Source organism: Aquimarina sp. MAR_2010_214 (genome assembly GCF_002846555.1).
Taxonomy (GTDB): domain Bacteria; phylum Bacteroidota; class Bacteroidia; order Flavobacteriales; family Flavobacteriaceae; genus Aquimarina.
In genome coordinates, this window is the sequence record NZ_PJMS01000001.1 from 1,206,683 (window position 1) to 1,231,671 (window position 24,989).

Here is a 24,989-nt window from a genome sequence, read left to right on the forward strand (position 1 = left end):
GTTAACCTACGAAAACACTAATAGTTAAGACCGTTCGGGTCAATTCACCTGAGGTGAAATTTAATCCTTGCCATTAGGGGTTGACTCGAACGATGTACTGCTTCCGAGTTGAAAGAGCTCAGTTCTTTGCTTCATACAAATCATACTTGGTTACCGGTATTTTTCTGATTCTCTTGCCTGAAGCACTAAAAATAGCATTTAGCACTGCCGGAGCTAAAGGTGGCGTTCCAGGTTCACCAAGCCCAGAAGGGCGCTCATCACTTTTAATGAAAACAACCTCAATTTCTGGTAATTCATCCATCCTAAGTACTTTGTTATTATGGAAATTATTCCTTTGTACAATTCCATTCTCAACTTCCACACCTCCATATTTTACTGCAGATAGCGCCCAGATGATTGACCCTTCAATCTGCCCCTTTCCAAAATGGGGATTTATTACCATACCACAATGTACTATTGCGGTGACCTTGTCTACGATAAAGCCAAACTCCTCATGCATTGTAACCTCAGCAATTTCGGCACAAACTGTATTGCCAAAATTTGCGATGGCAAACCCCTTGCCTTTTCCTTTTATGGTTTCTTTTGACCATAAATCACTCTTTTTAATATAGGATAGGATATCCAGTTGTCTTTGCCTTAATAATTTCTTTTTTGGTAACATGTGCTTTATTGCCCAATCGGACATGGTTTTAGGGTCTCCCCAATCCACTTCATGACTTAATAGTTCTATACGATATTCTAAAGGGTCTTTCTGAAGCTCATGAGCTAGTTCGTCCACAAAACATTCCTTAGACAAGGCCGCCGAATGTTCCCCAACACTACGCCAAGCACCTTCGTGCAAAAGGGTTGGAACCATGGTTCGATAGCAACGGATATTAGGAAAGGCGTAATAATGCTCCCATTTTTCAGACCAAGTTACATAGTCAACAGTACATATGCCCCGGTTCTCTAGAGCTTCAACTGATTTTTTCGGTGTGATTGCAGCTTTTAAATAATTCTTCAAATAGGGTTGAAAATGATCGTTCCTAATTTCATCTTCCCTAGTCCAAGTAATTTTAACTGGCTTTTTAATCTTTCTTGAAATGAAGGCAGCCTCTATTGAGGTATCAGCATGGTATCGCCTTCCAAAGGATCCTCCTGAATTTAAGACATGGATCACCACTTTTTCAGATGGTATTTCCAAAACCTTCGCTACTTCCGAAATTGTTTGCTCTGCATCTTGAGTGCCTACCCATATCTCACAAATATCATTACGAAAATCTGCTGTAGCATTTAGGGGTTCCATAAGAGCATGGGCCTGATAGGGGTTGTCGTACTCCATTTCTAAAATCTTGTTCTCGCTTTTGGTGAAGCTCTCCTCAACATTACCAAGGTCCATGGTCATTTGACTTGGCGTATCTTTCACAGCCTGCATGTTATTGTTCAAAGAAGCGACACTTCTAGATTCATTTTCACCTCCATCCCATTCAACTTTAAGTAGTTTTCTGGCTTTAAATGCTATCCATGTTGATATGGCAACCACCACTATTCCTTCATTAACATATCCTAATACTGGATTCAATATACCTTTAATTTGTTCAGATAAAACTATTGGAAAAATATCTAGAACGCCTTCTATTTTTTTGGCCTCGGTATCATCATAATTTTTGAGTTTACCTTTGTAAATAGGGCATTTCTCTATAGAAGCATAGACCATTCCTGGGATATCCATGTCTATCCCATATTTTGCCTTCCCAGAAATGACATTTTTGGTGATACGATTTTTCATCGGCTTACCAATATATCGGTATTCTTCCGGTTTTTTTAGGAGGATTTCAGTAGGAATTGGTAGTTGAGAGGCTATCTCGGCCAATTCACCAAATTCTATTGTTTCATCAGTTACAAGATTGGTAATGAAACTATTTTTTACCTCCAATACTAATGGATCAACACCCCATTTTTTTGCTGCAGCCTGCTTCAACAATTCCTTGGTAGTGGCTCCCGCCATACGAATAGAATCCCATGTTCTAGAAATAGAACCGCTTCCTCCGGTGGTGCCCATTTCTTGCCAAGTGTATTTTGGACTGTAATCCACTTGTTGGATTTTTACCTTTGCCCAATCCGCCTCAAGTTCATCTGCAATAATAGTAGGAATTGAAGTTCCTGTACCTTGTCCCATTTCATGCTTTGTGAGCATTATTGTAATCTCCCCGTTTGTGTCAATGGAGATAAAATTATTGAACTCAATTTCTTTTTGTTCCAGGTTGAACGCGTTTATCTTCCCATAACTAGGAAAGGCAAGAGATAATACCAATCCGCCCCCAACTTTACCACTTACTTTCAAAAAACTCCTTCTCGTTACATTCATGGTTTCATATTTTTAGCTGCAGCCTTAATTGCATTGCGAATTCTGGAATACGTCCCGCAACGGCATATATTTCCCTTCATGGCTCTATTGATGTCATCATCGGTCGGATTCGGAATACGGTTCAACAAAGCAGTCGCCGTCATAATCTGTCCAGATTGGCAATAGCCACATTGCGGTACATCCTCCGCTTCCCAGGCCAATTGAACAGGATGGTCGTTTTTAATGGACAAACCTTCAATGGTAGTGATAGATTTATTCTTTACACTTTCAATGGTGACACTGCAGGACCTCATTGGTAAACCATCAATATGCACAGTGCAAGCACCACATTGAGCAATACCACAGCCATATTTTGTTCCATATAGTTTTAATGCATCCCTTAAAACCCAGAGTAGCGGGGTATCAGGGACAACATCAAAGGAATAGGTTTTGTTATTTATTTTCAACGAATAGTTTGTCATCATCTATGAATCTTAAAATTGTTTTAATTCGGTTTTGGTTAAAAACGGCGCCTTATTTTGCCAAGTATTTTGAATATAATTGATAACATCTGTGATTTCCTTATCGGTAAGCATTATTGGTTTCATACCGCCCTCAAAACCAGATCCAAACTGGATGAGGGTTACAGTTCTTTCAGTTTGACTCCTTGTAATGTCATCCGATTTCAACAGCGAAGGATATATACCTTCTATTCCCTGACCGTCTGGTTGATGACAACTGATACAGTTAGTGATGTAAACTTCTTTTCCATTCGCAATACTTTCTTTTTCTGCCTTTGGTTGGCAGGAAAACATAGCTAAAAAACAAAAGGATGTAATCAAAGGTTGTTTCATTCTCAATAGATGCTATTTTAGATAGATGACTTACTTGAGAAATCTTCTCCTAAAGCTTTAGTTAGTTTCAAATATTTCAACTTCTAAGGTTATAATTTGAATAGGGTAATTTCAAACCAAGAGTGAAAAAAAATGTATCGATTTCGAAAACCAATAGATGATTTAAGAGTATAGAACAATAATTTAACGCTTGTTAACAAGTCATTTTTGAAAAGTATGAAGGAGTGAATTTCTTTCATGAATGCGTTGGTTTAAAATTATTTTACATACTATAGTTTTGTTGATATGGGGATTTCCCGAATTCGGTTTCCAGTTGCAGCAAAAACTGCGTTCAATAGTGCGGGAGCAACACCCGGTACCGCGGGTTCACCGGCGCCAGATGGTGAATCTTGACTATCCAATAAATGAACATCGATTATTGGAGCCTCATCTATTCTCAATACATCATAAGAGTGATAATTTTCTTGTTCCACGCTTCCATTTTTAACCGTAATCTTATCTTTAAGTGCGGCAGTCAATCCCCATATTACACTTCCTTCAACTTGAGCTTTTACCAGACTTGGGTTGATGACCTTGCCACAATCCATAACGACCGTAACGCGCTCTACATATAATTCTTTTCCATCTATTGATATCTCGATTACCTGTGAGCAATAGGACGTGTTATAGCTTATGGAAGAAACTCCTTGGTAGTGGTTTTCCTTTGTTTGTCCCCAATTAGATTCAAGTTTAACTTTTTCAAGGGTACGCCTTAATTTTTTTGGATAAAGGTTGTCTCCGACCCAAATATCCATAATCTGCTCCACTACCTCTGCCTTTTCCAGTAAATGTAATCGATATTCAATAGGATCTATTTGCGCAAGATCGGCCAATTCATCAATAAAACATTCCAGACTAAAAGCCCACGGATGGGCATAAACACTACGCCAAGAAGCTCTAGGTAATAACCAACCTTTCTTTTCATAGATACTGTTGTAATGAACCTTGGGTAGGGGATAAGGATAAGGACGAAATCCATTAGTGCCTCCCAAGGTGCCTTGATAGCCAAGGGCAACAGCTTTATTGTTTTTATCCAACACGGCGTCCCAAGAATCAACACAAAGTGGATGGTACTTAGATGTCCTAAAAGTGTCTTCTCTAGACCACGTTACTTTTACAGGCTTTCGTATTTTTTCCGAAATTAAAACGGCTTCTTCCACATAATCGGAATGGAACCGTCTGCCAAACCCGCCCCCCGAAGGTAAGTTGTGAGATACTATGGCGGCTTCGGGGATTCCAGTGAGTTCATAGATGCGTTCTCTGAACATGGCTGGTGCTTGGCTACCCGCCCAAATTTCAATCGTATTTCCTTTATGGTGAGCAGTCGCGTTAAGTGGTTCCATACAAGCATTAGCTTGATACGGGGAAATATAAGTTGCCTTAAATTTCTTGTTAGAGTTCTTTAAGATTTTGGCAGCTTCCTTAAAATTAGCATTTATTCTTTTAGGTTCTTTTAGTTGTTTTATAAGTTCTTCTTTGACATCACTGTCTGATTTTTTAGCGAATCTTCCCAAATCCCACTCAATTTCCAATAACTTTTTCGCCTCCAAAGCAGCCCAAGTATTATTAGCCAATACCGCGACCCCTGATCTAACACCTCCTTTAAAATCATTAGTGGGGTTTATTTTTGTACTTGAAACTTCAATTACGTTGATAACTCCTGGGAATTCCTTTGCTTTTGTTGCATCAAAGCGAATCAATTTACCGTTCCAAACCGGACAACGAGCTATTGCTGCATAAACCATATTGGGTATTTTGAAATTGATACTATAAGGCAATTGACCTTCAACGATGGTTTTTGCTCTTTTTCCTATCACTGGTTTCCCAATATATTTATACGCAGAGGCATCTTTTAACTTAACTTTTAAGGGTATGGGAATCTTTTTGGCCAATTCTATTAAACTCGTATAAGAGGTTTTTTTTTCTTTGGATTTACAATTTACCCAACCATTCTCACTGTAACAATCGTTAGGTTCCACTCCCCATTTTTGTGCGGCGGCCAGTATAAAGATTTCCCTAGTCGTTGCCATAGCCTTACGTAAAGGATTCCAAAGAAGTCGTAGCCCATTACTTCCTCCTGTATCTTGAAAGTTTCCATATCGTTCAAAGGCCCCATCGCCGAATTCTACCTTAAGTTTTTCTATAGCAATACCGAGTTCATCTGCAACAATCATAGTAAGTCCTGTAGAGGTGCCTTGACCTAACTCAGTTATTGAACAAATAAATGTGATGGTATTATCCGGATCTATTCGAAGAAAAAAGTTGGGCTCCCAACTTTCTTGTGTTATCGTTTCAATATTACATGAAATAGGAATGAAGGTACTCATTAAAAGCCCTCCACCTGCAAGCGCTGAGGTTCTAAAAAAATGCCTTCTTTTCATAGTTTCTTATTTTTTTGAATGACTAGTTGAATGGATTTTTTAATCCTTGGATAGGTGCCACATCGACAAATATTACCACGCATACCTAACTCAATTTCCTCTTCCGTGGGATTAGGGTTTTGTTTTAGTAGCGCCAAGGCATTCATAATTTGCCCACTTTGGCAATAGCCACATTGAGGAGTATCATTTTCTACCCAAGCATCTTTTAAAGACCGTAAAAGGGAATTGGGTTCTGAGTGTTCAATGGTGGTAATTTTTTTGCCCAATGCTGATGTAATGGGAATACTACATGAGCGTGCAGCCTTACCATCTACCAAAACAGTACATGCACCACATTGGCCAATGCCGCAGGCGTATTTGGTGCCGGTCATCTCCAGCAAATCACGTAAAACCCACAATAGAGGCATGTTTGCATCAGCTTCAAATGTATGGTCTTGATTGTTGATGTTAAGTGTCATTCTTAGTTATTTTTGATTGATTTGTCATTGCTAAAAAATCAAGCGTAGGAATCAGACGATGTTTTATGCACGATAATCTTTAGTATTTATAAAGATGAATTGTTTACCGAATGTTTTCATTTCTATTTATTCAATTAATCAACCACCTTGTAAATCAATAAATTGAATAAGGCTATTTTAATACGAATAATGGAGAATCCATTATTGATTTCCGAAATGAGTAGACTTTTAAAGAATGAACAATAGAAATTTCACATCTTTTAACGAATCTTGCGTTCATCCAAATCAAACACACGGTTGAATTTCTCTAACCTTCGGATATCATTGATTCCTTATAGTGAGCTAAATTCAACCGTGTGGTTCCTTTATGATAAACCCTCTGGACTCAAATCTCAATATTTTCTGTATCATTTCACTGGTATCAATCAGAATTCTTTAATCCATGATATAAGCGTGGAAGATTTTTTCAAAAGAATTTAGTTGACCTTTTTTTCTGATAGGTCAATCTTGTGAAGAATAAGGCATAAACCCTTTTTGTTTTGTTTGTTTCGTTTAATTAAAAACAGAATTGATAGTTTTTCTTTCATAACCAATTGATTTAGATTTAACAATTGGCATACAACTCGGTCAAAAGTTGATCTCTCCAAATTTTACTTGGACACCTAGTAGGTCTCTTTTTTTAGAGAAAGTAGATATATTATGATTAGATGGATTATTTATGATAGTGCTAAGTACCTTATAAACGCAAAAAAGTCCAACATTACTGCTGGACTTTTGCTCCCCCTCTTGGCGTATTTCTTAACATTTCATACTATATCATAATATCAAAATACACTATAATTCAGCGTGTTACATTTTTTAGTTGTCCTATGTAGTATCATGAAATAGTATAGAATAGTGGTTTGGTTGGCACAACTGGGATACATTCTATTGGAGATAAGTGTAAAACAACTTTTATTAACGCCTCTATTGCTAATCTCAAATATGAGTTTGTAAATGGGCCTATAGTATTTAATATTTAAAAAACCAAGTATTATTATAACAATTTAGTATATTAACATCAAATTTTAAATAAATTAAAACCTAAAACAACATGAGAAATTTATTAAAGTTTGTGTTCCTTTTTGTGATTGCCTTCCTAATAGCTAATTGTCAAAAGGATGAATTGTCTGTTGAAAATGACATTAGCCAAAAGGCAAAGTCATGGTATGAAAGTAATCATAATCAAAAGTTCGACGATAATCTAAATTTTTATGGTAGTCCAGATTGGGATAATCATTTTCAGGTTGAAGATGACATTTATTTTCCGTTGATACCAAAGTTAATTAATACTAAAAATAAAATAAAACTCGATGATTTACAGAATAAAACTTACGCAAAATCTTATCTGGTATTAACTATAGATAAGAACAACTTTAAAGAGTCTTTAAAAGTCTTTCTTAATACAAACGACAGTTTTAAGGATATTAAACAGGTATTGAAATTACCCTATATAGAATATAAATATTCGAGTGACAATAACGGTATTATTTCAAAAAGCACTTCACTCTTTCAGCCAAATAACACAAATATTTATAAAGAAATATTGAATCCTTCAACCTCAACACAAATCACTTCAAAATCACGTTGCCAAACTTACTATGTGATTAAAACAACTTATGTCGATAGTAACCCTGTTCATATAGACATACTTTATAGCTATGAAGTATGTGGCAGTGGCGGAGGAGGCACTGGTGGCGGTGGCAGTGGTGGTGGAGGAGATCATGGAGATCATGATTCTTTACCGACAGCAGATGAAGAGCCAACTCCTGTTCTGTTTTTTACAGATTGTAAAAGTTTTGAATACGCAAAAGTATTTGGTCAAAACATAGCTGCCACTATAGGAATTAACGAATCTTTCCATGCTGATCATAGAGTTCTTAATGGTATTATGAGAAGAACAATTGAAACACATATAGATGTAGCTACTTTTGTCGCTCCTTCTGCCCTTAGACCCGGGCAAGCAGCTAATTTGACGGCTATGGCTGTTGCCAGTGCTAACATAAATACACAACTATGGTTCTCTGGAAATACAGGAGCAAGTGAATTACAGGTGAAAATACAGTGGGAGATTCACTTAAAAAAAGCTATGAAAGCAATCGGAGGTTCTATAGACATAGGAAAAAACACTTATGGGGTAAGAAGTCCCGCACCTTACTTAATTGCTTTTACACCTACTAATTGTGATTAAATTATAAAATAATAAAGATGAAAATATTAATTTTAGGCTTTCTAACGCTATCATTTATGACTAGATCACTTGATATTGAAAAATTATTGTACAAACATATTGATCAAATACAAAATGCTTTGCCGATACATGAAGGAAATCATCCTTCCATAAATTCATATGTCATTAAAGGAGATTACGAATATTTAGGAGAACAATATAAAGACATTTATATTTCCACAGATAAAAATAAGATTATACAAAATTTTTCTTTTGGTATTATCGGAAGGATGAACAGACAATTTTATGACAAAATGATAACGGAATATGGTGAGCCTGATGAAATTACAAAGAAGGATAACATTACTACTGGCAAGCCATCGATCTCAAGAGGAATCACATCTATGGAAAGCACATATACTCTCAAAGAATGTACTTTTGAAGAGGAACCACTTTATATTATCTGGAATAAAGAAGGATATACAGTAAAGGTATTACTTAAACAAGAACAACGAACTACAATTAAATCTATTTTTATAACCATTGGTAATGTTAATCTTTAACTTTTGGTTTTAGAAGAACAACATACTTTTGCAGGATATTAAATGATACTTTTAATTATAACTATTTTAATGGGAAATCCTTTAAATACAGAGTTTATAGGTAAACATATAAGTGAGATTCCTAATGTTAAACTTAGTGTAAAAGAAACTAACTACAACCCTGTATCTGAAAACTTCAGATACAGGGTTGTAGTTAGAAAAACCTTATCAATTCTTCACTATTACAACAGATAAAAACGATACTATCAAAACCCTTTCTATCAAGATAAACGAAGTACTAGATAGGTCATTTTTTGATCGTATGGTAAAAGAGTACGGTAATCCTGTTGGGATTTATAAAATAGGTGAAATCCTAGAGAGCAACACATTATTTCATGAAAACGGGGGAAGCTCCACACAAACAAAAGGTTTCATGAAAAAATGTTCGTTTGAAGAAGAACCAATCTTGATTATATGGAATATAAGGGGTTATAGCCTAACCGTTAAAATAAAAAGACAAGGCTCGTTTCCGAGCACTTCAGTAGATTTAGAGAAGGTAAAGTTAATATGAAAGTTCCTAAACCTTTAAAACTAAAGAAATGTCCTTTCGGTTGTGATGTAGACTACGAGCTTATTAAAGAGAAACAAAAGTTTACGTCAAATGGTAAAATGTATCATGGTGAAAGATTGTTGTATAAGTGTCCCGAATGTAAGCAGGGATTTACAACAACAGAAAGTGATACAATTAGTATGGAGAATTTAAAGAATAAATTAAAATGAAAGTCAGTACTAAAAAACTAATTGCTAGGGAGTTTTTATTCTTTTTAGGAACAACGGTCGGACAAAACAATCTTATAAAATAAAAAACCCCAGTAAACATAGTGCTTACCGGGCTTTTGAAGCTCCCCCTCTTGGACTCGAACCAAGGACCCTCTGATTAACAGTCAGATGCTCTAACCAACTGAGCTAAGGAGGAATTTATTTTTGCAAATATAGAATGTTTTTCTCTTTTTGCGAGTGCAAATATATACTATTTTTTATATCTCAAAAAGATTTTTCTGATTTTTTAAGGTTATTTATAGAGGAATTGACAAATATAATTCTGACTATGAGTAGTAGTTTTATGAAAACTATCAGCTATGTATTTGTAGTTAAAGGGTTTAGTGTTCTTTTTGTTAAATAAGAGATCTAGTTCCTGTTTTTGTACGAGATAGTGTTTTTTTAATATAAAATGAGTTCTTCTTCTGATAATAGTTTTGGAATTGGATGGCAATTATAGCATCATTAATACTATTAATGTGCAAACTTGTTATTTCGATTTCGATTTTTTAAGTGATTATAGATATAAAATTAATATGCATAGATTTCAAAAGTGTAAATAGTATTAATTTATGAAAAAGGATAATCCAATAAGAAATAAAAAAATCAAGTCAATACAACCTCAGTTATATTGACTTGATTTATCTCATAAAGAGAACTATATGAAATTAGCGGTCTATTGATTCGCTATTGATCAAAAATTGCCCTATAAATATCATTACCATTGGCAAATAATAATAGAGCGATAAGCAGTATAAAACCTGCAAGTTGAGCATATTCCATAAACTTATCATTAGGTTTTCTACCTGCAATAATTTCGTATAATAAAAACATGACATGACCACCATCTAATGCGGGTATAGGTAGTATGTTCATAAAGGCCAAAATGATAGAAATAAAAGCTGTAGTTCCCCAAAAGGCTCTCCAGTTCCAGGCATCAGGAAAAAGATTTCCTATAGCTCCAAATCCACCTACTTGACTTGCTCCTTTTTGGGTAAATACATATTTAAATTGTGCTATATAGTCATGCAAAGTCCAATATCCAAAATCGAAACCTTTGGAAATACTTTCTCCGAAGGAGTATTTCTTTTCTTGAACCTTATAACCATTTCTAACAACAACACCAATTAGCCCATCTTCATTAGGAGTTATTGAAGTAGAATTAGTTTCATTGTTTCTTGTATAATTTATAGAAATAGGAGTGCCTTTGTTTTCAAGAATTGTTTTTCTAAACTCGTGCCAATATTGTATAGGTTTTCCGTTTACTTCAGTTATTCTATCTCCTTTTTTAAGACCAGCTTTCTCAGCTATTTCAAGATATGTACTGTCTATAACAGGCTTATTTATTGGAGAAAAAGGCCGTAAGATTCCAGATTCAAACATAGTTGTTCCTATGTTTTCAGGAATTTGGATAGTTTCCTTATTTCCACTTTGGTGTAAAACACTAATATTTTTGACATCACGCATAAATAAATAGTGATTGATCTGGGTTACATCTTCTAATGTCTTGCCATTTACATCAAGAATTCGATCTCCGTCTTCGAACCCTAATTTTTTAAATGAATCTTCTACAGCAAAACCATTTGGCATATCATCAAAACCAACATAATTGGTTCCCCAGGTAAATATAATCGCCATATAGATTAAAAATCCAAGGATGATATTTACTGTAACACCACCTAACATAATAATCAGTCTTTGCCAGGCAGGTTTAGATCTAAACTCCCATGGTTGTGGTGGGCCAGCCATCTGCTCTTTATCCATACTCTCATCAATCATACCGGCGATTTTTACATATCCTCCTAATGGTAACCAACCAATACCGTAAACGGTTTCACCTATTTTTTTCTTAAATAGTGAAAATTTTACATCAAAAAAGAGATAGAATTTTTCTACTCTTGTTTTAAATAATTTAGCAGGAATGAAGTGTCCTAATTCGTGTAAAACGATTAGAATAGATAAACTTAATAGTAGCTGTATTGCTTTTATAAAAAATGGACTCATAAGTCGTTGTTCAAAATTAAATCACGCAAAAGTAACCTTTTAGAGGAGTATATGAAAAAAAACTACCTACAGTTCGATAGATTTAGGATTTTTTTAATGAAAACGACCTTTTTATAAGTGATAATCCTTGTAATTTTGCAAGCATAATAAATCATTATGCTTCAGTTTTTTTCTAAATACAAATTTTTTGCAATTGTACTTTTTGTATTATCCGCTATTATTATTTCTATAATATATTCAATTCTTAAACCTAATAGAGTTTTACAGGTGTATGAACCCGATATGGTGAATACAGAATTGGTAGATAGTACTGTACAATATATACGTAAATATCATAAAATTCCAGATTTTAAACTAACCAATCAAAATGGAGAAGAAATAACCCAGCAAAATTATAAGGATAAAATCTATGTTGCAGATTTTTTCTTTACGACTTGCCAAACGATTTGTCCGATTATGACCGATCATATGAAAGAGATCCAGGAGCGGTTAAAAGAGGACAGTGAAGTACTTTTACTTTCACATTCTGTGACTCCAAAAATTGATAGTGTAGCCAGGTTAAAAAAATATGCTATTGAAAAAGGGGTAGACGATACTAAATGGAATTTGGTTACGGGGGATAAAAAGCAGATCTACGATTTGGCGCGTAAATCTTATTTGGCTGCCAAATCAGATGGAGATGGAGGGCCATATGATATGGTACATACAGAAAACTTTATTCTTGTAGATAAAAAGAAACGTATCCGAGGATTTTATGATGGAACCAATCCAGAAGATATTGATCGGTTAATAGAAGATATTGCTATTTTAAAGAAAGAAGGTAAATAGTTGAGAATTTCTCTGACATATTGTTTTTATTACTTTTATTTTGAAACTTTAGCTTTTTCAATACGAATTTTTACACTATTTTTGCCTTGTTTAAAATTAATCTAAATAAACTTTGAAGACTACAATTGCTACACTAAAGAGAGGTCAGCGTGCTTTGATTAAGGAGATTACTTCAGATATTATTCCTCTAAAATTATTAGAAATGGGATGTTTACCAGGAAATGAGGTCGAATTACTTCAGACAGCTCCTTTTCAATGTCCAATGTATCTTAATATAAATGGTAGCCATCTTGCCATTCGTAAAGAAATTGCAGCCCAAATTGAAGTTCAAATTATCTAAATAGCAATTCTTTTATGGCTAAGCAAATCAAAGTTTCGCTTATCGGAAACCCAAATACCGGAAAAACATCTGTTTTTAATTTGCTTACGGGCCTTAATCAACAGGTTGGTAATTACCCTGGGATTACTGTTGAAAAAAAGGAAGGAATATGTAAGCTGTCTCGTGGAGTAAAAGCCCATATAATGGATTTACCCGGGACTTACAGTCTTAATGCTTCTTCATTAGATGAAAATGTAGTTATCGAATTATTGCTTAATAAGAAAGGTAAAGATTATCCTGACGTAGCAGTCGTAGTTAGTGATGTAGAAAACCTTAAACGAAATTTACTTCTTTTTACACAAATTAAAGATCTGGATATTCCTACTATTTTGGTAATCAATATGGCGGATCGTATGCATAGAAAAGGGATTTCATTAGATATTCCATTATTAGAAAAAGAGCTAAAGACTAAAATAGCTTTGATTAGTGCTCGTAAAGGAGAAGGGATTGATGAGCTTAAAAAATTAATAGAATCCTATGCGCAATTACCAAAGACACCTTGCCTTAATGCATTGTCTTTTGCACCAGAGTATTTTGATCGACTACAGCAAACATTCCCTGATCAATCTCTATATAAACTTTGGCTTGTAATTACCCAAGATGTTAATTTCAGAAAACTTGATAAACAGGGTATGTCTGTTTCACCGGATTTTAAGATTAAATCTGAAGGTGAACTGAAACGATTTCAACAAAAAGAGACTATTAAGCGATACCAATTTATAAATAATGTACTTAAAAATGGCCTTACGGTAGATGAAAAAGCAGCCACAGGTATGCGAGCAAGGTTGGATAGAGTGCTTACTCATAAATTTTGGGGATATTTTATTTTCTTAGCAATACTCTTACTGATATTTCAGGCTATTTATGATTGGTCATCGTATCCGATGGATTTAATTGATGAAGGTTTTGCCTGGTTAAGTGAAGTAACAAAAGCTTCTCTACCTTCTGGGCCTTTTGTTGATTTGATTACAGAAGGTATTATTCCTGGGCTAGGAGGGATTGTTATTTTTATTCCTCAGATTGCGTTTCTGTTTCTTTTTATTTCAATATTAGAAGAAAGTGGTTACATGAGTCGTGTGGTCTTTCTTATGGATAGGGTAATGCGAAGGTTTGGATTAAGCGGTAAAAGTGTTGTTCCTTTAGTTTCGGGTACAGCTTGCGCTATTCCAGCGGTAATGGCTACAAGAAATATTGAAAACTGGAAAGAAAGATTAATCACCATTTTAGTTGTTCCTTTTACAACTTGTTCTGCAAGGTTACCTGTATATCTAATTATTATCTCATTAGTAATTCCTGATAAAAAAATAGGCTGGATATTTGGTTATCAAAGCCTTACTTTAATGTTGTTGTATTTTCTTGGTTTTGCCACGGCTGTAGGTTCAGCATGGTTGCTTAATAAGATATTAAAAATCAAAAGTAAATCTTATTTCGTAATCGAAATGCCGGGATATAAGATTCCATTATTCAAAAATGTAGCTATAAATGTAATCGAAAAAACAAAAGCGTTTATTTTTGGAGCAGGAAAGATCATTTTAGCAATCTCTATTGTCTTATGGGTTTTGGCAAGTTTTGGACCTAATAAAAACTTTAATAACGCCGAAGAAATTGTAACAGAACTTTATCCTAGTCTTTCACAAGAAGAACTGGATAACAAAATCGCATCTTATAAACTCGAATATTCTTTTATAGGATATGCAGGTAAAGCAATAGAACCTGTAGTGGCACCTTTGGGTTATGACTGGAAAATCGGAATTGGTATTATTAGTTCTTTTGCTGCCAGAGAAGTTTTTGTAGGAACGTTAGCAACTATATACAGCGTGGGAAGTGATGAGGAAGAAACGATAAAAAATAGAATGGCTGCAGAGATTAACCCTGTAACAGGCGGCCCATTGTTTAATTTGGCTAGCGGAATTTCATTATTACTGTTTTATGCCTTTGCCATGCAGTGTATGAGTACTCTGGCCATAGTAAAACGAGAGACAAACAGTTGGAAATGGCCAATGATTCAGCTCGTTTTTATGAGCATTTTTGCGTATGGTGTGGCACTAGTAGTGTACCAAATTTTAAAATAAAGTGTTAAGTTTTAGTATCTTTATACGACTCTATATACTATGAATATTCTTATCCAAAATATAATCGTGCTTTTAATTTTTGTGGGAGCAATCGCATTTTTGATTAAAAAATTCTTTTGGAAAACTTCATTATCTTCTGTAAAGAAAAAGTCATCAAAATCTTGCGATAGTACAGGTTGTGGATGTCATTGAGGATTTGATTTCTTAAACCATTTTAACGGACCGTTACTAATAAGGTATACTCCAAAAAAGATCAAAATACAGCATGATAATTTTATTATAGTGATATCACTTTTATATTGACTATTTACAACAAAATAAGAGATAACACCTACAAGAATCATAGCCACGGCAGGTTGTACATAAATATAACTACTCGAGACGGTAGGTTTTACAAATTGTAAAGCAAACATATTAAGCAAGTATGCCAAAAAAGTTGGGCCTACCACAACATAAAATAGAGAAATCCAATTTGAAGTAACAAAAGCGCTAAAGTCTGTATGGATCAATTTTTCTATACAAAATGGAAACATAAATATAAATCCAAATAAGAACGTCCAAACAATGACAGTAATGGGTTTGTATTTAGACATTAATGGTTTTACAATCACCAAATAGAATGCAAATGCTAAGGCGTTAATACAAACGAAAATATTTCCTAATAAAGAACCTGTTCCTACTCCAGAATTTCCTATATAAATTAATAGTAGGGCACCTGCTCCTCCAATTGATATCCCAAGAATACGCTGCAATGTTAGAGGTTCTTTAAGCAAGAAATAACTAATAATTACTGTGAAAATGGGTATGGAAGTAATAATAATAGCAGCATCAACAGGAGAAGTGAGGCTGAGTCCATTCATCGAGAAGAACTGATTAGTGGCTATTCCTAAGAAACCGCATAATACTAAGCGAGGAATATCTTTTCTTTCTACTTGCTCTTTAACAAAGAGTTTAAGAATCAAGAATAATAGACCTGCACCGCTGATTCGAAGAAACACTAATGCTGAAGCTTCAATCTTATCAGGCATTAATCCTTTGGCAACAAGATAATTTGCACCATATACAATATTAACGCTCAACAGAGCTAAATGAGCTTTTATCTTGTTAGAAATCATTTGGCAAAGAAAAGGAAAGTTGATGAAACTCTATTTTAAAAAAGAGTCTTTTATTTAATAAGCAGCTCTAGATAATATTCTGAAGGAATAATAGGAGTTTTTGCAGAAGGATAAGGCTTTAAATTATGTATGCAAACCGTATTCTTATCAATTTTCAATACTTCTTTTATACGATTTGGATCAATGCCATCTGTTCCAAAAAGAAGTTCTTTTTCCTCTATTAGGATTTCGTCTTCTTCATGATTAGAGATAATTAGTATTGAAGATATATAAAAAATAAACCTAAATACATTATGACATACCCATATTGCTGATTTTTCATTTTATATTTGACTATTAAATATATGCAAAAGTACGATTACATAATTTCTGGTTTAGGAGCTTCAGGTTTGATGTTAGCATACCACATGGTATTAGATTCTTTTTTTGATGAAAAGCAAATCTTACTAATTGATAGAGAATTAAAAAACAAGAATGATCGTACCTGGTGTTTTTGGGAAAAAGATATAGGGATCTGGGATGAAATCGTAAGCAAAAAATGGGATACTATTTATTTTGGAAGCACTAATTTTTCAAAACAAATAGAGATTCTGCCGTACCAATATAAACTTGTAAGAAGCAAAGATTTTTATGATTTTATTTTAAGAATTTTAAAAGAGAAATCTAACATCAACATCGTACAAGAAGAAATCATTTCTTTGACCGATGAAGGGAATATTGTTGAAGTCGAAACCGATACCCAAATATATCTTACGGATAAAGTTTTTAATAGTACTGTGTTATCTGAAGATTACAAAAATCAAAGCCAGTATCCTGTTTTAAATCAGCATTTTGTAGGATGGTTTGTGAAAACGAAAAGCCCTCTGTTTGATGCTAAAACTGCTACTTTTATGGATTTTACAGTAGCTCAGAAAAACAATACACGATTTATGTATGTGCTACCTATTTCTGAAACCGAAGCATTGTTTGAATATACACTATTTTCTAAAGATCTTTTGGAAGAAAAAGAATATGAAGATGAAATAACAAGATACTTAAGGGAAAAAGGAATCAATGAGTATAAGATTGTCGAAAAAGAAAAAGGATGTATCCCAATGACCTGTTATGAATTTGGAAAGTATAATTCTAAAAACATCTTACATATCGGTACAGCTGGTGGATGGACAAAGCCCAGTACAGGGTATACATTTAATACTTCTTTTAAAAAAATAAAAAAACTAATCTCTTACCTTAAAACTAATCGAGATCTTTCAAAATTTGACAAGAGAACTAAGTTCTGGTATTATGATTTACTATTTCTTGATGTTTTGTATCAAGAAAACAAAATAGGTTCAAATTTGTTTTCCAGATTATTTCAAAAAAATAGAAGTACAAAGATTTTAAAATTTTTAGACGAAGAAACCACTCTATTAGAAGATGTCAAAATTACCACAAGTCTACCCGTGGGTAATTTTTTAAAAGCGCTTTACAGACGAATTTTTAACCTGAACTAATACTGTTCAATCAATTATAAATAATTAGTTATATGATCCCACGTTCTTTTTTAATTTGATCATATGCTTTTTGTACCTCTCTAAATTTGGCTTCGGCACCTTTGATATGGATCTCATCCATATGCTGTACTTTATCAGGGTGATATTTTTTTGCCATGGTTCTAAATGCTTTTTTTACTTCGGCATCGGTAGCTGCTTTATCAATTTCCAGGATTTTATAAGCATGATCTCCAGTTTTGAAAAACATGGCTTTAATACTCTCAAAATCTTTAAAATTTATTCGTAAAAACCCTGCTATTTTCCGAATCTCTTCAGCTTCAGAGATGCTTACTGATCCGTCAGCATTTGCAATTCCGAATAAAAAGTGTAAAATCTGTAATCTGGATGGATATCGAGTATGTTGATTGATATACATACAAACACGTTGTGCAGAAACATGCCTGTTTTTAATAATTTCATTAAATGTTCTAAAGGTAGCATTAGCTCGTTCTTTGCCATAAGCACTCACAAAATATCGTCTTACGTAATCAAGCTCTGTTTGATTTATTGTTCCATCTGCTTTAATAACGATAGAAGATAGCGATAGTAAATTAAGTTCAAAATCGGCTGGAGTTACTTTTGGTTCTTGAGAAAATACCGTTTTAAATCCACCGCTAGTTTTGATTTTTGTTGCATCAAGAAGACTCCCTAGTATAAAACCTAGAACTGCCCCGGGTAATCTAAAAAAAACAGCTCCTAATATTGCAGCAAACCATTTAATCATTCAAAACATTTTTTTGGGTTGTAAAGATAAACTAATTATTAAAAGATAATTTTTAGTTCTCTATTATATTAGTAAGAAGTATTCCTAATTTGTTACGGATATAGATTATAATATCTAGTTGTCTTGATTGACTCTGTATAGATTATAAGGTGCTCTTGGCCTTTAGAAATATGTAAAACAGGTATAAATTGAATACTGGGAATTTGATTTTAATTGTGTGCTATAAGTGAATTCTCAGACTACTTGTCAGTTGTGCTTATGTGGTACATAATTTGTAACTTTGTATCAAATTGTAATACGAAAAATAAAAGATAAAAAATATGTATCCAGCAGATTTAGTAAAACCAATGCGCGAAGATCTTACCAATATTGGTTTTGAAGAATTACATACAGAAGAAGCAGTAGACACAGCAATAGCAAAAGAAGGAACTACATTGGTAGTCGTAAATTCGGTATGTGGTTGTGCTGCGGCAAATGCTCGTCCGGGAGCAAGAGCTTCACTAGAGAATGATAAAAAGCCTGATAATTTAGTAACTGTTTTTGCAGGAGTAGATAGAGAGGCGACAGATAAGGCACGTAGTTATATGATTCCGTTTCCTCCATCATCACCATCTATGGCATTGTTTAGAAACGGAGAATTAGTTCATATGCTAGAGCGTCATCATATCGAAGGACGTCCTGCAGAAATGATAGCAGAAAACCTTAAAGATGCTTATAACGAGCATTGCTAAAATGATTTTAAGTAGAAAGTATAAAAATTCGGTTTGTATAACCGAATTTTTATACTTTAATTCTAAATTTTAGCATTCATGGCATTGACCGCCCTCACCATTTCCAGATTCATTACCTCCGGGAGCATTATGACCACCACCACAAGAACAGCCACTACCTCCATTAACTTGTTTTAATACTTTTTGATTAAGTACTTGTACTCCTTCTACTTTTAAAATGTTTGCTAACATAATTTAAGCTATTTAATGATTTGTATGTTTCCTGAGCATTTATAGACATTCAGGAATTATGTCTTTAGTTTATGTCACCTCGATGATAAATGTTACCAAATAATCATCAATTATTTTTTAATTTGATATACAAAAATATTGGTCAACTAAAAATAATATAAGACCTTGCGATACCTTTTACACAAGTTAAATTTTATTAATTATGCAGATAAAATGGAGGCAATAAAAAAGATATTAAGTTATCCGCTTTCTATAGTTTTCTATTTGTTTTTTGGTTTGACCCTAGTGATTTTTCATGGATTACAGTGGTTAGGCGTAAAATTAGGAGGCCCCAGAGGACATAGAGGAGTTGTAAATATTATGAATCTATGCTTATTACGGTGTTTACACATTTTGGGTGTAACATTTAGTTTTAAAAATAAATATGCGTTACCTCAGGATCAACCTTTAATATTGGTATCGAATCATCAAAGTATGTTTGATATACCATTGATATCTTGGTACTTGCGAAGATATAAGCCAAAATTCATTTCTAAGATTGAGCTAGGCAAAGGTATACCAAGCATATCTTTTAACTTACGACATGGGGGTAATGTTTTGATTGATAGGAAAAATCCAAAACAATCAATTCCGGCATTATCAAAATTCGGAAAATTTGTTGCTGAGAACAATTTTTCGGCGGTTATCTTTCCCGAAGGTACGCGTAGTAAAGACGGAAAACCTAAAACATTTGCTCCAACAGGATTAAAAATCTTATTTAAAAATGCACCAGAAGCCCTGATCGTACCAATAACTATAAATAATAGTTGGAAACTGGTTAGATTTGGTAATTTCCCTATGGGAGTAGGAATACATATGACATTAGAAGTACAAGAACCTATAACAATCGATAAAGAACCCGAAATATTACTGGATAAAATAGAAGAAAGGGTTACTTTAGCAATCAGAACATAATACTAACCATAATGGCTTTAGATAATATTAGATTAGAGGTAATGCAACTACTAGAAAAGAAGGTAGATGGTTTTATTGATAAATTTTTGATTCCGGTAGATAAAATATGGCAACCAACTGATTTCTTACCTGATTCACAAAATGAAGATACTTTTTTTGAAGAAGTAAAAGAATTGAGAGAATTAGCTAAAGAACTTCCTTATGATTTTTGGGTAGTTTTGGTAGGAGACACTATTACTGAAGAAGCTTTGCCTACTTATGAGTCCTGGTTAATGGATGTAGAAGGAGTCAATCAGCATGAAAATGGAAAAGATAATGGATGGGCCAAATGGGTACGCTATTGGACAGGTGAAGAAAATAGACATGGGGATGTATTGAATAAATACCTCTATTTGTCGGGTAGAGTGAATATGATTGAAGTAGAAAGAACTACACAACACTTAATTAATGATGGTTTTGATATAGGTACGGATAGAGACCCTTATAAAAACTTTGTGTATACTAGTTTTCAAGAATTGGCAACTTATATTTCTCATAACAGAGTTGCAAAATTAGCTAGACAATACTCTAATAAGTCATTGTCTAAGATGTGCAAAATTATTGCAGGAGATGAAATGCGTCATCATAATGCATATAGTGAATTTGTAAGAAGTATTTTTGAGGTAGATCCAAGTCAGATGATGATTGCATTTAGTGATATGATGAAGAAAAAAATTGTGATGCCAGCACATTTACTTAGAGAATCTGGCCAATCCATAGGAACTGCTTTCGAAGATTTTTCATGGTCTGCACAGCGTATCGGGGTATATACCTCACAAGATTATATTGATATTGTGCAACGTCTTATCGAACGATGGGAAATTGATAAAATAATAGATCTTACAGATGAAGCAGAAAAAGCACGTGACTTTTTAATGAAATTGCCAGCAAGAATGCAACGTATTAGTGAGCGATTGGTTATCCCAGAAGAAATTTTTGAATTTAAGTGGGTGCAACCAGCAATGACAAAATAATACTACTAGGTATGACTGAAGATCAGATTATATCTAAAACTATTGATTTTGTAAAGGATACACTTAGCGGAGCAGAAGGAGGACATGACTGGTTTCATATTGAAAGAGTACTTAAGAACGCTCAATCAATTTCTAAAGAAGAAGAAGTAGATTTTTTTATAGTCTCATTAGGCGCGTTACTTCATGACATAGCAGATTCAAAATTTTATGATGGAGACGAAACTATAGGGCCCAAAATGGCTGCAGATTTTTTAAGAAACCTTCAGGTAGAACAAGCAGTTATTGATCATGTGATCAAGATTATCAAAAATATTTCTTTCAAAGGAGGGAATGTAGATCAGAAATTTAGATCTCCCGAATTAGATGTCATACAAGATGCAGATCGATTAGACGCTATCGGTGCTATAGGAATAGCAAGATGCTTTAACTATGGAGGGTTTAAAAACAGAACATTGTATGATCCCGAGATTATTCCAAATCTAAAGATGAGTAAGGAAGAATATAAATCTTCAACATCGCCTACAATTAATCATTTCTACGAAAAATTATTGCTGCTTAAAGATAGAATGAATACTAAAACAGGTAGAAAACTGGCAGCAGAAAGGCATCAATTTATGGAACAGTTTCTAGAACAATTCTATAAAGAGTGGGAAGGGAAGTCTTGATCAGAACAATCGCAACTGTTCATCTTTATAGAATTGATGTAGATTACAGTTTAAATGTATCTTTTGCTTCTCTGGAAAGTATTTTTGCCTTGCTATAGTAAATAATTGATGAATTTGATCTGCCATGTTTCCAGATCCTCTCATTCTTCTTCCAAAAGCACTATCATTTAGGTTACCTTCATGACACTGCATGACCTGATGTAGTATCTTATCCTTACGATCGGGTAAAGTATTTTCTAACCATTTGGTAAATATGCTACCAATTGCTCCATTTAATCTTACGATTGTATATCCTATATTTTTTGCACCACACATAGAAACTTCTTTGGCTAAGGGTAATATCTCATGACTATTGATAGATGGAATTATTGGTGCCATCATCACATTTGTAGGGACCCCTGAAGCATTTAGCCTTTCTAGAGTTTCTAATCGTTTCTTTATACTTGCAGTTCTTGGTTCAAGAATTCTTCGTGTTTCTTCTCTTAATGTAGTGATAGAGAGGTATACCGATACCAGGTTATGTTTTGATAATTCAGAGAGAAGATCCAGATCTCTAAGGATTAAAGCGTTCTTGGTAATGATACCAACAGGATGCCTGTATTTTAGAAAAATTTCAAGAAGTTTGCGGGTAATTTCAAGTTTTTTTTCAATAGGTTGATAGCAATCGGTATTTCCAGAAAGTGAAATCGGATATGCTTTCCATTTTTTATTTCGCAACTTTTTCTCTAATAATTCAGGAGCATTTTTTTTGATCAAAATTTTACTTTCAAAATCTAATCCAGCACCATAACCCCAATATTCGTGAGAATTTCTGGCATAACAATATACACAACCGTGCTCACAACCCTGATACGGATTGAGAGAATATAACATACCAACATCAGGACTGGTTACTCTGTTGACAATCGTTTTCGGAAACGTTTCTATATAAGTAGTTTGATATTTATTGATAGACTCTCCCTGATCAAGGCAATAATTAAGAAAGTCATCTCTTGTTTCATGATATAGTTCAAAAAATCGATTATGTACTTTTTCTTGTGCCCCTCTGCCTTTTATATGTTTTTGTGTCTTCATTACTATTGATGATTTGAGTTATAAAGATAATATAGATTATGGAATAATTCCTTTTTTAACTGGAATTATTCCATAATCTATGTTGTGTTTATTCATTTGAAGCGTTACTAGTAAACGTTTTTCTGTAGATGATCTATTTAGTCTTAAGAAAAACTAATAAAATTTAAAATGCTGTATTATAGGTTTTTACCCCTTTATATTAAAGTTGTTTAACTATAAAAAAAACAGTGTAATGACTCTGCGATTTTTTTAGAATGTGATTTATATTTATAGTGTCCTAATCAAAATCTAATTTCAATTTCTAAATTGATTTAGGCACTCCACCCCTAACCAAATTTTATACCCCAATAGATCAACAATGAAATAGCATATAGCTTTTATCTCTCTGATATTGCTATAGAGTAATGATACATTATTAATTAAGAATAATATGATTTTTGAAGTATTACAAATCATAACCGAAGAGGTTAATAATTTCTTTGATATAGAATTCGAAGAAAAACCGGTTTCATTGGATAATATAGCTTTTATAGAATCCGAACAGGGAGACGGGCCTAATAATAGCAATAATATAGTATTAACATTATTGCATACCGAGGAAGAAACCACCTTAAGAAATTTCCCAAATCATTCTATCGAAGGAACTAAGGTAGCATATAGAAATCATAAGATTCATCTGAACCTTTATATGATGTTCTCAGCCAATAGAACAGACTACACCGAGTCATTGAAAAGTATATCTAGAGTTATGGAATTTTTTCAAGCTAAGCGAACCTTTACACAAGCAAATACCAGTTTTGACAGAGAACTGGATGGTATGAATACTATAAAAGAATTCAAGTTTAATGTGGAGTTGTTTACCCCATCATTCGAAGAAATGAATTTTATCTGGGGAACCCTGGGAGGCAAACAATACCCAACGGTAATATACAAAGTCAGCGTACTGGAAATCGAAAGAGATAAAGTACAGTCTGAAGGAAGTTTAATTACAGAAATCAACGGGAGCTTAAATCATAATTAACAATGGCATTTAGAACACTCTATAAAACCCTATTTCATATAGACATACATCATTCTTATTTCCTAAACGATGGAGAAGACGCTTTTCTGGATATGACTGATGCAGAAAAGAAAGAGCAGCTTAGAAAATATATGATATCTGATTATATGGATGTCGTACCGGCAATGGCTACACAGAAAGAATTAAAAAACCATAAAATGGTGTTTAGAACAGAAACAGGCGGTTTTAGGGTATTATGTAAAGTTAATGAAGAAGACGATAAATATAGGACACAAATACCCCTTGGCGAAGAGCTAAAATTGACTTTTTACCTATATGCAAATGACTATTTGTTTGACAATTATACGGCACTAACTAAAGAAGAGAACAAGTTGTATTATTTTTCGAATATCAAACCTGATACCGAAGCAAATCCGTATTCCTATATCCCAGTAAGCTCATCCAATGATCTCATTACAGATGATTTTTTACTCACTGAAGAAAGTACTCAGGCACTAGTATTTGCTTTGGAACAAGAAAATAAAAGAGTAGACACCAATGCTCGTCTAAGTTCAATTGCGGATTTAGAAGCTGCGGATTTGAGTACCGATGAAGGTAAATTAATCATAAATCAAGCAATCCAAAAGGAAAGAGGAAGAGGTTTGTTGGGCATTATTCAATTGTATATGCAAGGAGATAATGATCTGGATGTAACAGAAATTGATGCTGCTGATCCAGAGGATGTAAAAGATTTCATTTTAGATCCCGTACCAGAGTTTAAACTTCATTTTGATAATAAAAAAACCATCTGGAAATATATCAATGTAGCTACTGAAGTAGAATTAGAAACTACAGTAGAGAAACCATTAACGATACATGGTTTTATAGAGATAGTTCCGGAGGATGATTTAACTGCACCACTTCCTGTGGATATAGACAAATATCTATTTCCTAATCCTACAGCACATAGTATAAAGCTAGTAACTAACGAGAACACAAATACAATAATAACATATTCTGAAATTTATATTTAAAAACA

24 protein-coding genes and 1 tRNA gene are annotated in these 24,989 nt (G+C 33.8%); 14 read left to right on the forward strand and 11 right to left on the reverse strand.

Going from position 1 to position 24,989, the window contains the following annotated elements:
• Nucleotides 1-118: 118 nt before the first annotated feature.
• The 5 genes from ATE84_RS05335 to ATE84_RS05355 form a co-directional block, all read right to left on the reverse strand.
• Complete coding sequence (locus tag ATE84_RS05335; RefSeq protein WP_101446472.1) at nt 119-2,347, reverse strand: xanthine dehydrogenase family protein molybdopterin-binding subunit; 2,229 nt, start codon at nt 2,345-2,347, stop codon at nt 119-121.
• Nucleotides 2,344-2,808, reverse strand: a complete 465-nt coding sequence (locus ATE84_RS05340; protein ID WP_101450843.1) for a (2Fe-2S)-binding protein — start codon at nt 2,806-2,808, stop codon at nt 2,344-2,346. Before ATE84_RS05340 ends, ATE84_RS05335 begins: the two co-directional genes overlap by 4 nt.
• 12 nt (nt 2,809-2,820) lie before the next feature.
• Complete coding sequence (locus ATE84_RS05345; RefSeq protein ID WP_101446474.1) at nt 2,821-3,180, reverse strand: cytochrome c; 360 nt, start codon at nt 3,178-3,180, stop codon at nt 2,821-2,823.
• A 269-nt stretch (nt 3,181-3,449) separates the two neighbouring features.
• A complete protein-coding gene (locus ATE84_RS05350; protein ID WP_101446475.1) occupies nt 3,450-5,600 on the reverse strand; it encodes a molybdopterin cofactor-binding domain-containing protein in 2,151 nt (716 codons plus the stop codon).
• Nucleotides 5,597-6,058 (reverse strand): (2Fe-2S)-binding protein, encoded by a 462-nt coding sequence (locus ATE84_RS05355; protein WP_101446477.1) that lies wholly within the window; start codon nt 6,056-6,058, stop codon nt 5,597-5,599. Before ATE84_RS05355 ends, ATE84_RS05350 begins: the two co-directional genes overlap by 4 nt.
• Before the next feature lie 1,093 nt (nt 6,059-7,151).
• Between ATE84_RS05355 and ATE84_RS05360 the strand changes: the two genes are divergently transcribed.
• The 4 genes from ATE84_RS05360 (at nt 7,152) to ATE84_RS05380 (ending at nt 9,589) form a co-directional block, all read left to right on the forward strand.
• Nucleotides 7,152-8,288, forward strand: a complete 1,137-nt coding sequence (locus ATE84_RS05360; protein WP_101446479.1) for a hypothetical protein — start codon at nt 7,152-7,154, stop codon at nt 8,286-8,288.
• A gap of 17 nt (nt 8,289-8,305) precedes the next feature.
• Nucleotides 8,306-8,830 carry a hypothetical protein gene (locus ATE84_RS05365; RefSeq protein ID WP_143273577.1) on the forward strand — a complete coding sequence of 175 codons (525 nt, stop codon included), beginning with the start codon at nt 8,306-8,308 and terminating at the stop codon, nt 8,828-8,830.
• Between the two features lie 69 nt (nt 8,831-8,899).
• Nucleotides 8,900-9,064: a hypothetical protein gene (locus ATE84_RS26060; protein ID WP_158237184.1), complete on the forward strand. Its 165-nt coding sequence runs from the start codon at nt 8,900-8,902 to the stop codon at nt 9,062-9,064.
• A gap of 312 nt (nt 9,065-9,376) precedes the next feature.
• Nucleotides 9,377-9,589, forward strand: a complete 213-nt coding sequence (locus tag ATE84_RS05380) for a hypothetical protein (RefSeq protein ID WP_101446487.1) — start codon at nt 9,377-9,379, stop codon at nt 9,587-9,589.
• 122 nt (nt 9,590-9,711) lie between these two features.
• On the opposite strand, the gene ATE84_RS05385 is transcribed toward ATE84_RS05380, so the two are convergent.
• Together ATE84_RS05385 and rseP are read right to left on the reverse strand one after the other, a co-directional pair.
• Nucleotides 9,712-9,785 (reverse strand) — tRNA-Asn (locus ATE84_RS05385).
• 530 nt (nt 9,786-10,315) lie between these two features.
• Nucleotides 10,316-11,632, reverse strand: a complete 1,317-nt coding sequence (rseP, locus tag ATE84_RS05390; RefSeq protein ID WP_101446489.1) for an RIP metalloprotease RseP — start codon at nt 11,630-11,632, stop codon at nt 10,316-10,318.
• A gap of 156 nt (nt 11,633-11,788) precedes the next feature.
• Here rseP and ATE84_RS05395 point away from each other — a divergent pair, with 156 nt between their 5' ends.
• From ATE84_RS05395 to feoB, 3 genes are all read left to right on the forward strand, one after another.
• The gene (locus ATE84_RS05395) at nt 11,789-12,460 is read left to right on the forward strand and encodes an SCO family protein (RefSeq protein ID WP_101446491.1); all 672 of its coding nucleotides are present in this window, start codon (nt 11,789-11,791) and stop codon (nt 12,458-12,460) included.
• A 112-nt stretch (nt 12,461-12,572) separates the two neighbouring features.
• Nucleotides 12,573-12,800 (forward strand): FeoA family protein, encoded by a 228-nt coding sequence (locus tag ATE84_RS05400; protein ID WP_034246606.1) that lies wholly within the window; start codon nt 12,573-12,575, stop codon nt 12,798-12,800.
• 14 nt (nt 12,801-12,814) lie between these two features.
• Nucleotides 12,815-14,911, forward strand: a complete 2,097-nt coding sequence (gene feoB, locus ATE84_RS05405) for a ferrous iron transport protein B (protein ID WP_101446493.1) — start codon at nt 12,815-12,817, stop codon at nt 14,909-14,911.
• Nucleotides 14,912-15,096: 185 nt separating this feature from the next.
• On the opposite strand, the gene ATE84_RS05415 is transcribed toward feoB, so the two are convergent.
• Entirely contained in the window at nt 15,097-16,026 is a 930-nt protein-coding gene (locus ATE84_RS05415) for a DMT family transporter (RefSeq protein WP_101446497.1), read from the reverse strand.
• Between the two features lie 344 nt (nt 16,027-16,370).
• Here ATE84_RS05415 and ATE84_RS05420 point away from each other — a divergent pair, with 344 nt between their 5' ends.
• The gene (locus ATE84_RS05420) at nt 16,371-17,519 is read left to right on the forward strand and encodes a lycopene cyclase family protein (protein ID WP_101446499.1); all 1,149 of its coding nucleotides are present in this window, start codon (nt 16,371-16,373) and stop codon (nt 17,517-17,519) included.
• Nucleotides 17,520-17,547: 28 nt separating this feature from the next.
• Here ATE84_RS05420 and ATE84_RS05425 read toward each other — a convergent pair whose 3' ends face one another.
• Nucleotides 17,548-18,282 carry a TerB family tellurite resistance protein gene (locus ATE84_RS05425; protein WP_101446501.1) on the reverse strand — a complete coding sequence of 245 codons (735 nt, stop codon included), beginning with the start codon at nt 18,280-18,282 and terminating at the stop codon, nt 17,548-17,550.
• 320 nt (nt 18,283-18,602) lie between these two features.
• On the opposite strand from ATE84_RS05425, the gene ATE84_RS05430 reads away from it, so the two are divergent.
• Nucleotides 18,603-19,013 carry a BrxA/BrxB family bacilliredoxin gene (locus tag ATE84_RS05430; protein ID WP_024769985.1) on the forward strand — a complete coding sequence of 137 codons (411 nt, stop codon included), beginning with the start codon at nt 18,603-18,605 and terminating at the stop codon, nt 19,011-19,013.
• Nucleotides 19,014-19,082: 69 nt separating this feature from the next.
• Here the strand turns inward: ATE84_RS05430 and ATE84_RS26065 are convergent, their stop codons facing one another.
• Nucleotides 19,083-19,244 carry a hypothetical protein gene (locus ATE84_RS26065; RefSeq protein ID WP_158237186.1) on the reverse strand — a complete coding sequence of 54 codons (162 nt, stop codon included), beginning with the start codon at nt 19,242-19,244 and terminating at the stop codon, nt 19,083-19,085.
• A gap of 213 nt (nt 19,245-19,457) precedes the next feature.
• On the opposite strand from ATE84_RS26065, the gene ATE84_RS05435 reads away from it, so the two are divergent.
• Genes ATE84_RS05435 through ATE84_RS05445 form a run of 3 tightly spaced genes read left to right on the forward strand, consistent with a single transcriptional unit; the run spans nt 19,458 to nt 21,876 of the window.
• Nucleotides 19,458-20,198 carry a lysophospholipid acyltransferase family protein gene (locus ATE84_RS05435; RefSeq protein WP_369828505.1) on the forward strand — a complete coding sequence of 247 codons (741 nt, stop codon included), beginning with the start codon at nt 19,458-19,460 and terminating at the stop codon, nt 20,196-20,198.
• 11 nt (nt 20,199-20,209) lie between these two features.
• A complete protein-coding gene (locus ATE84_RS05440; protein ID WP_101446503.1) occupies nt 20,210-21,211 on the forward strand; it encodes an acyl-ACP desaturase in 1,002 nt (333 codons plus the stop codon).
• A gap of 11 nt (nt 21,212-21,222) precedes the next feature.
• Nucleotides 21,223-21,876: an HD domain-containing protein gene (locus tag ATE84_RS05445; RefSeq protein ID WP_101446504.1), complete on the forward strand. Its 654-nt coding sequence runs from the start codon at nt 21,223-21,225 to the stop codon at nt 21,874-21,876.
• Here the strand turns inward: ATE84_RS05445 and ATE84_RS05450 are convergent, their stop codons facing one another.
• Nucleotides 21,877-22,950 carry a PA0069 family radical SAM protein gene (locus tag ATE84_RS05450; RefSeq protein ID WP_101446506.1) on the reverse strand — a complete coding sequence of 358 codons (1,074 nt, stop codon included), beginning with the start codon at nt 22,948-22,950 and terminating at the stop codon, nt 21,877-21,879.
• Nucleotides 22,951-23,380: 430 nt separating this feature from the next.
• Between ATE84_RS05450 and ATE84_RS05455 the strand changes: the two genes are divergently transcribed.
• Both ATE84_RS05455 and ATE84_RS05460 read left to right on the forward strand, forming a co-directional pair.
• Entirely contained in the window at nt 23,381-23,971 is a 591-nt protein-coding gene (locus ATE84_RS05455) for a DUF4255 domain-containing protein (RefSeq protein WP_101446508.1), read from the forward strand.
• A 2-nt stretch (nt 23,972-23,973) separates the two neighbouring features.
• Nucleotides 23,974-24,984, forward strand: coding sequence for a hypothetical protein (locus tag ATE84_RS05460; protein ID WP_101446510.1), 1,011 nt, complete (start codon nt 23,974-23,976; stop codon nt 24,982-24,984).
• The last annotated feature ends 5 nt before the right edge of the window (nt 24,985-24,989 follow it).

Bases quoted from the DNA above. Each gene is read 5' to 3' on its own strand.
- ATE84_RS05335 (WP_101446472.1), bottom strand. From the start codon at position 2,347: ATGAATGTAACGAGAAGGAGTTTTTTGAAAGTAAGTGGTAAAGTTGGG.
- ATE84_RS05340 (WP_101450843.1), bottom strand. From the start codon at position 2,808: ATGACAAACTATTCGTTGAAAATAAATAACAAAACCTATTCCTTTGAT.
- ATE84_RS05345 (WP_101446474.1), bottom strand. From the start codon at position 3,180: ATGAAACAACCTTTGATTACATCCTTTTGTTTTTTAGCTATGTTTTCC.
- ATE84_RS05350 (WP_101446475.1), bottom strand. From the start codon at position 5,600: ATGAAAAGAAGGCATTTTTTTAGAACCTCAGCGCTTGCAGGTGGAGGG.
- ATE84_RS05355 (WP_101446477.1), bottom strand. From the start codon at position 6,058: ATGACACTTAACATCAACAATCAAGACCATACATTTGAAGCTGATGCA.
- ATE84_RS05360 (WP_101446479.1), top strand. From the start codon at position 7,152: ATGAGAAATTTATTAAAGTTTGTGTTCCTTTTTGTGATTGCCTTCCTA.
- ATE84_RS05365 (WP_143273577.1), top strand. From the start codon at position 8,306: ATGAAAATATTAATTTTAGGCTTTCTAACGCTATCATTTATGACTAGA.
- ATE84_RS26060 (WP_158237184.1), top strand. From the start codon at position 8,900: ATGGGAAATCCTTTAAATACAGAGTTTATAGGTAAACATATAAGTGAG.
- ATE84_RS05380 (WP_101446487.1), top strand. From the start codon at position 9,377: ATGAAAGTTCCTAAACCTTTAAAACTAAAGAAATGTCCTTTCGGTTGT.
- rseP (WP_101446489.1), bottom strand. From the start codon at position 11,632: ATGAGTCCATTTTTTATAAAAGCAATACAGCTACTATTAAGTTTATCT.
- ATE84_RS05395 (WP_101446491.1), top strand. From the start codon at position 11,789: ATGCTTCAGTTTTTTTCTAAATACAAATTTTTTGCAATTGTACTTTTT.
- feoB (WP_101446493.1), top strand. From the start codon at position 12,815: ATGGCTAAGCAAATCAAAGTTTCGCTTATCGGAAACCCAAATACCGGA.
- ATE84_RS05415 (WP_101446497.1), bottom strand. From the start codon at position 16,026: ATGATTTCTAACAAGATAAAAGCTCATTTAGCTCTGTTGAGCGTTAAT.
- ATE84_RS05420 (WP_101446499.1), top strand. From the start codon at position 16,371: ATGCAAAAGTACGATTACATAATTTCTGGTTTAGGAGCTTCAGGTTTG.
- ATE84_RS05425 (WP_101446501.1), bottom strand. From the start codon at position 18,282: ATGATTAAATGGTTTGCTGCAATATTAGGAGCTGTTTTTTTTAGATTA.
- ATE84_RS05430 (WP_024769985.1), top strand. From the start codon at position 18,603: ATGTATCCAGCAGATTTAGTAAAACCAATGCGCGAAGATCTTACCAAT.
- ATE84_RS26065 (WP_158237186.1), bottom strand. From the start codon at position 19,244: ATGTTAGCAAACATTTTAAAAGTAGAAGGAGTACAAGTACTTAATCAA.
- ATE84_RS05435 (WP_369828505.1), top strand. From the start codon at position 19,458: ATGGAGGCAATAAAAAAGATATTAAGTTATCCGCTTTCTATAGTTTTC.
- ATE84_RS05440 (WP_101446503.1), top strand. From the start codon at position 20,210: ATGGCTTTAGATAATATTAGATTAGAGGTAATGCAACTACTAGAAAAG.
- ATE84_RS05445 (WP_101446504.1), top strand. From the start codon at position 21,223: ATGACTGAAGATCAGATTATATCTAAAACTATTGATTTTGTAAAGGAT.
- ATE84_RS05450 (WP_101446506.1), bottom strand. From the start codon at position 22,950: ATGAAGACACAAAAACATATAAAAGGCAGAGGGGCACAAGAAAAAGTA.
- ATE84_RS05455 (WP_101446508.1), top strand. From the start codon at position 23,381: ATGATTTTTGAAGTATTACAAATCATAACCGAAGAGGTTAATAATTTC.
- ATE84_RS05460 (WP_101446510.1), top strand. From the start codon at position 23,974: ATGGCATTTAGAACACTCTATAAAACCCTATTTCATATAGACATACAT.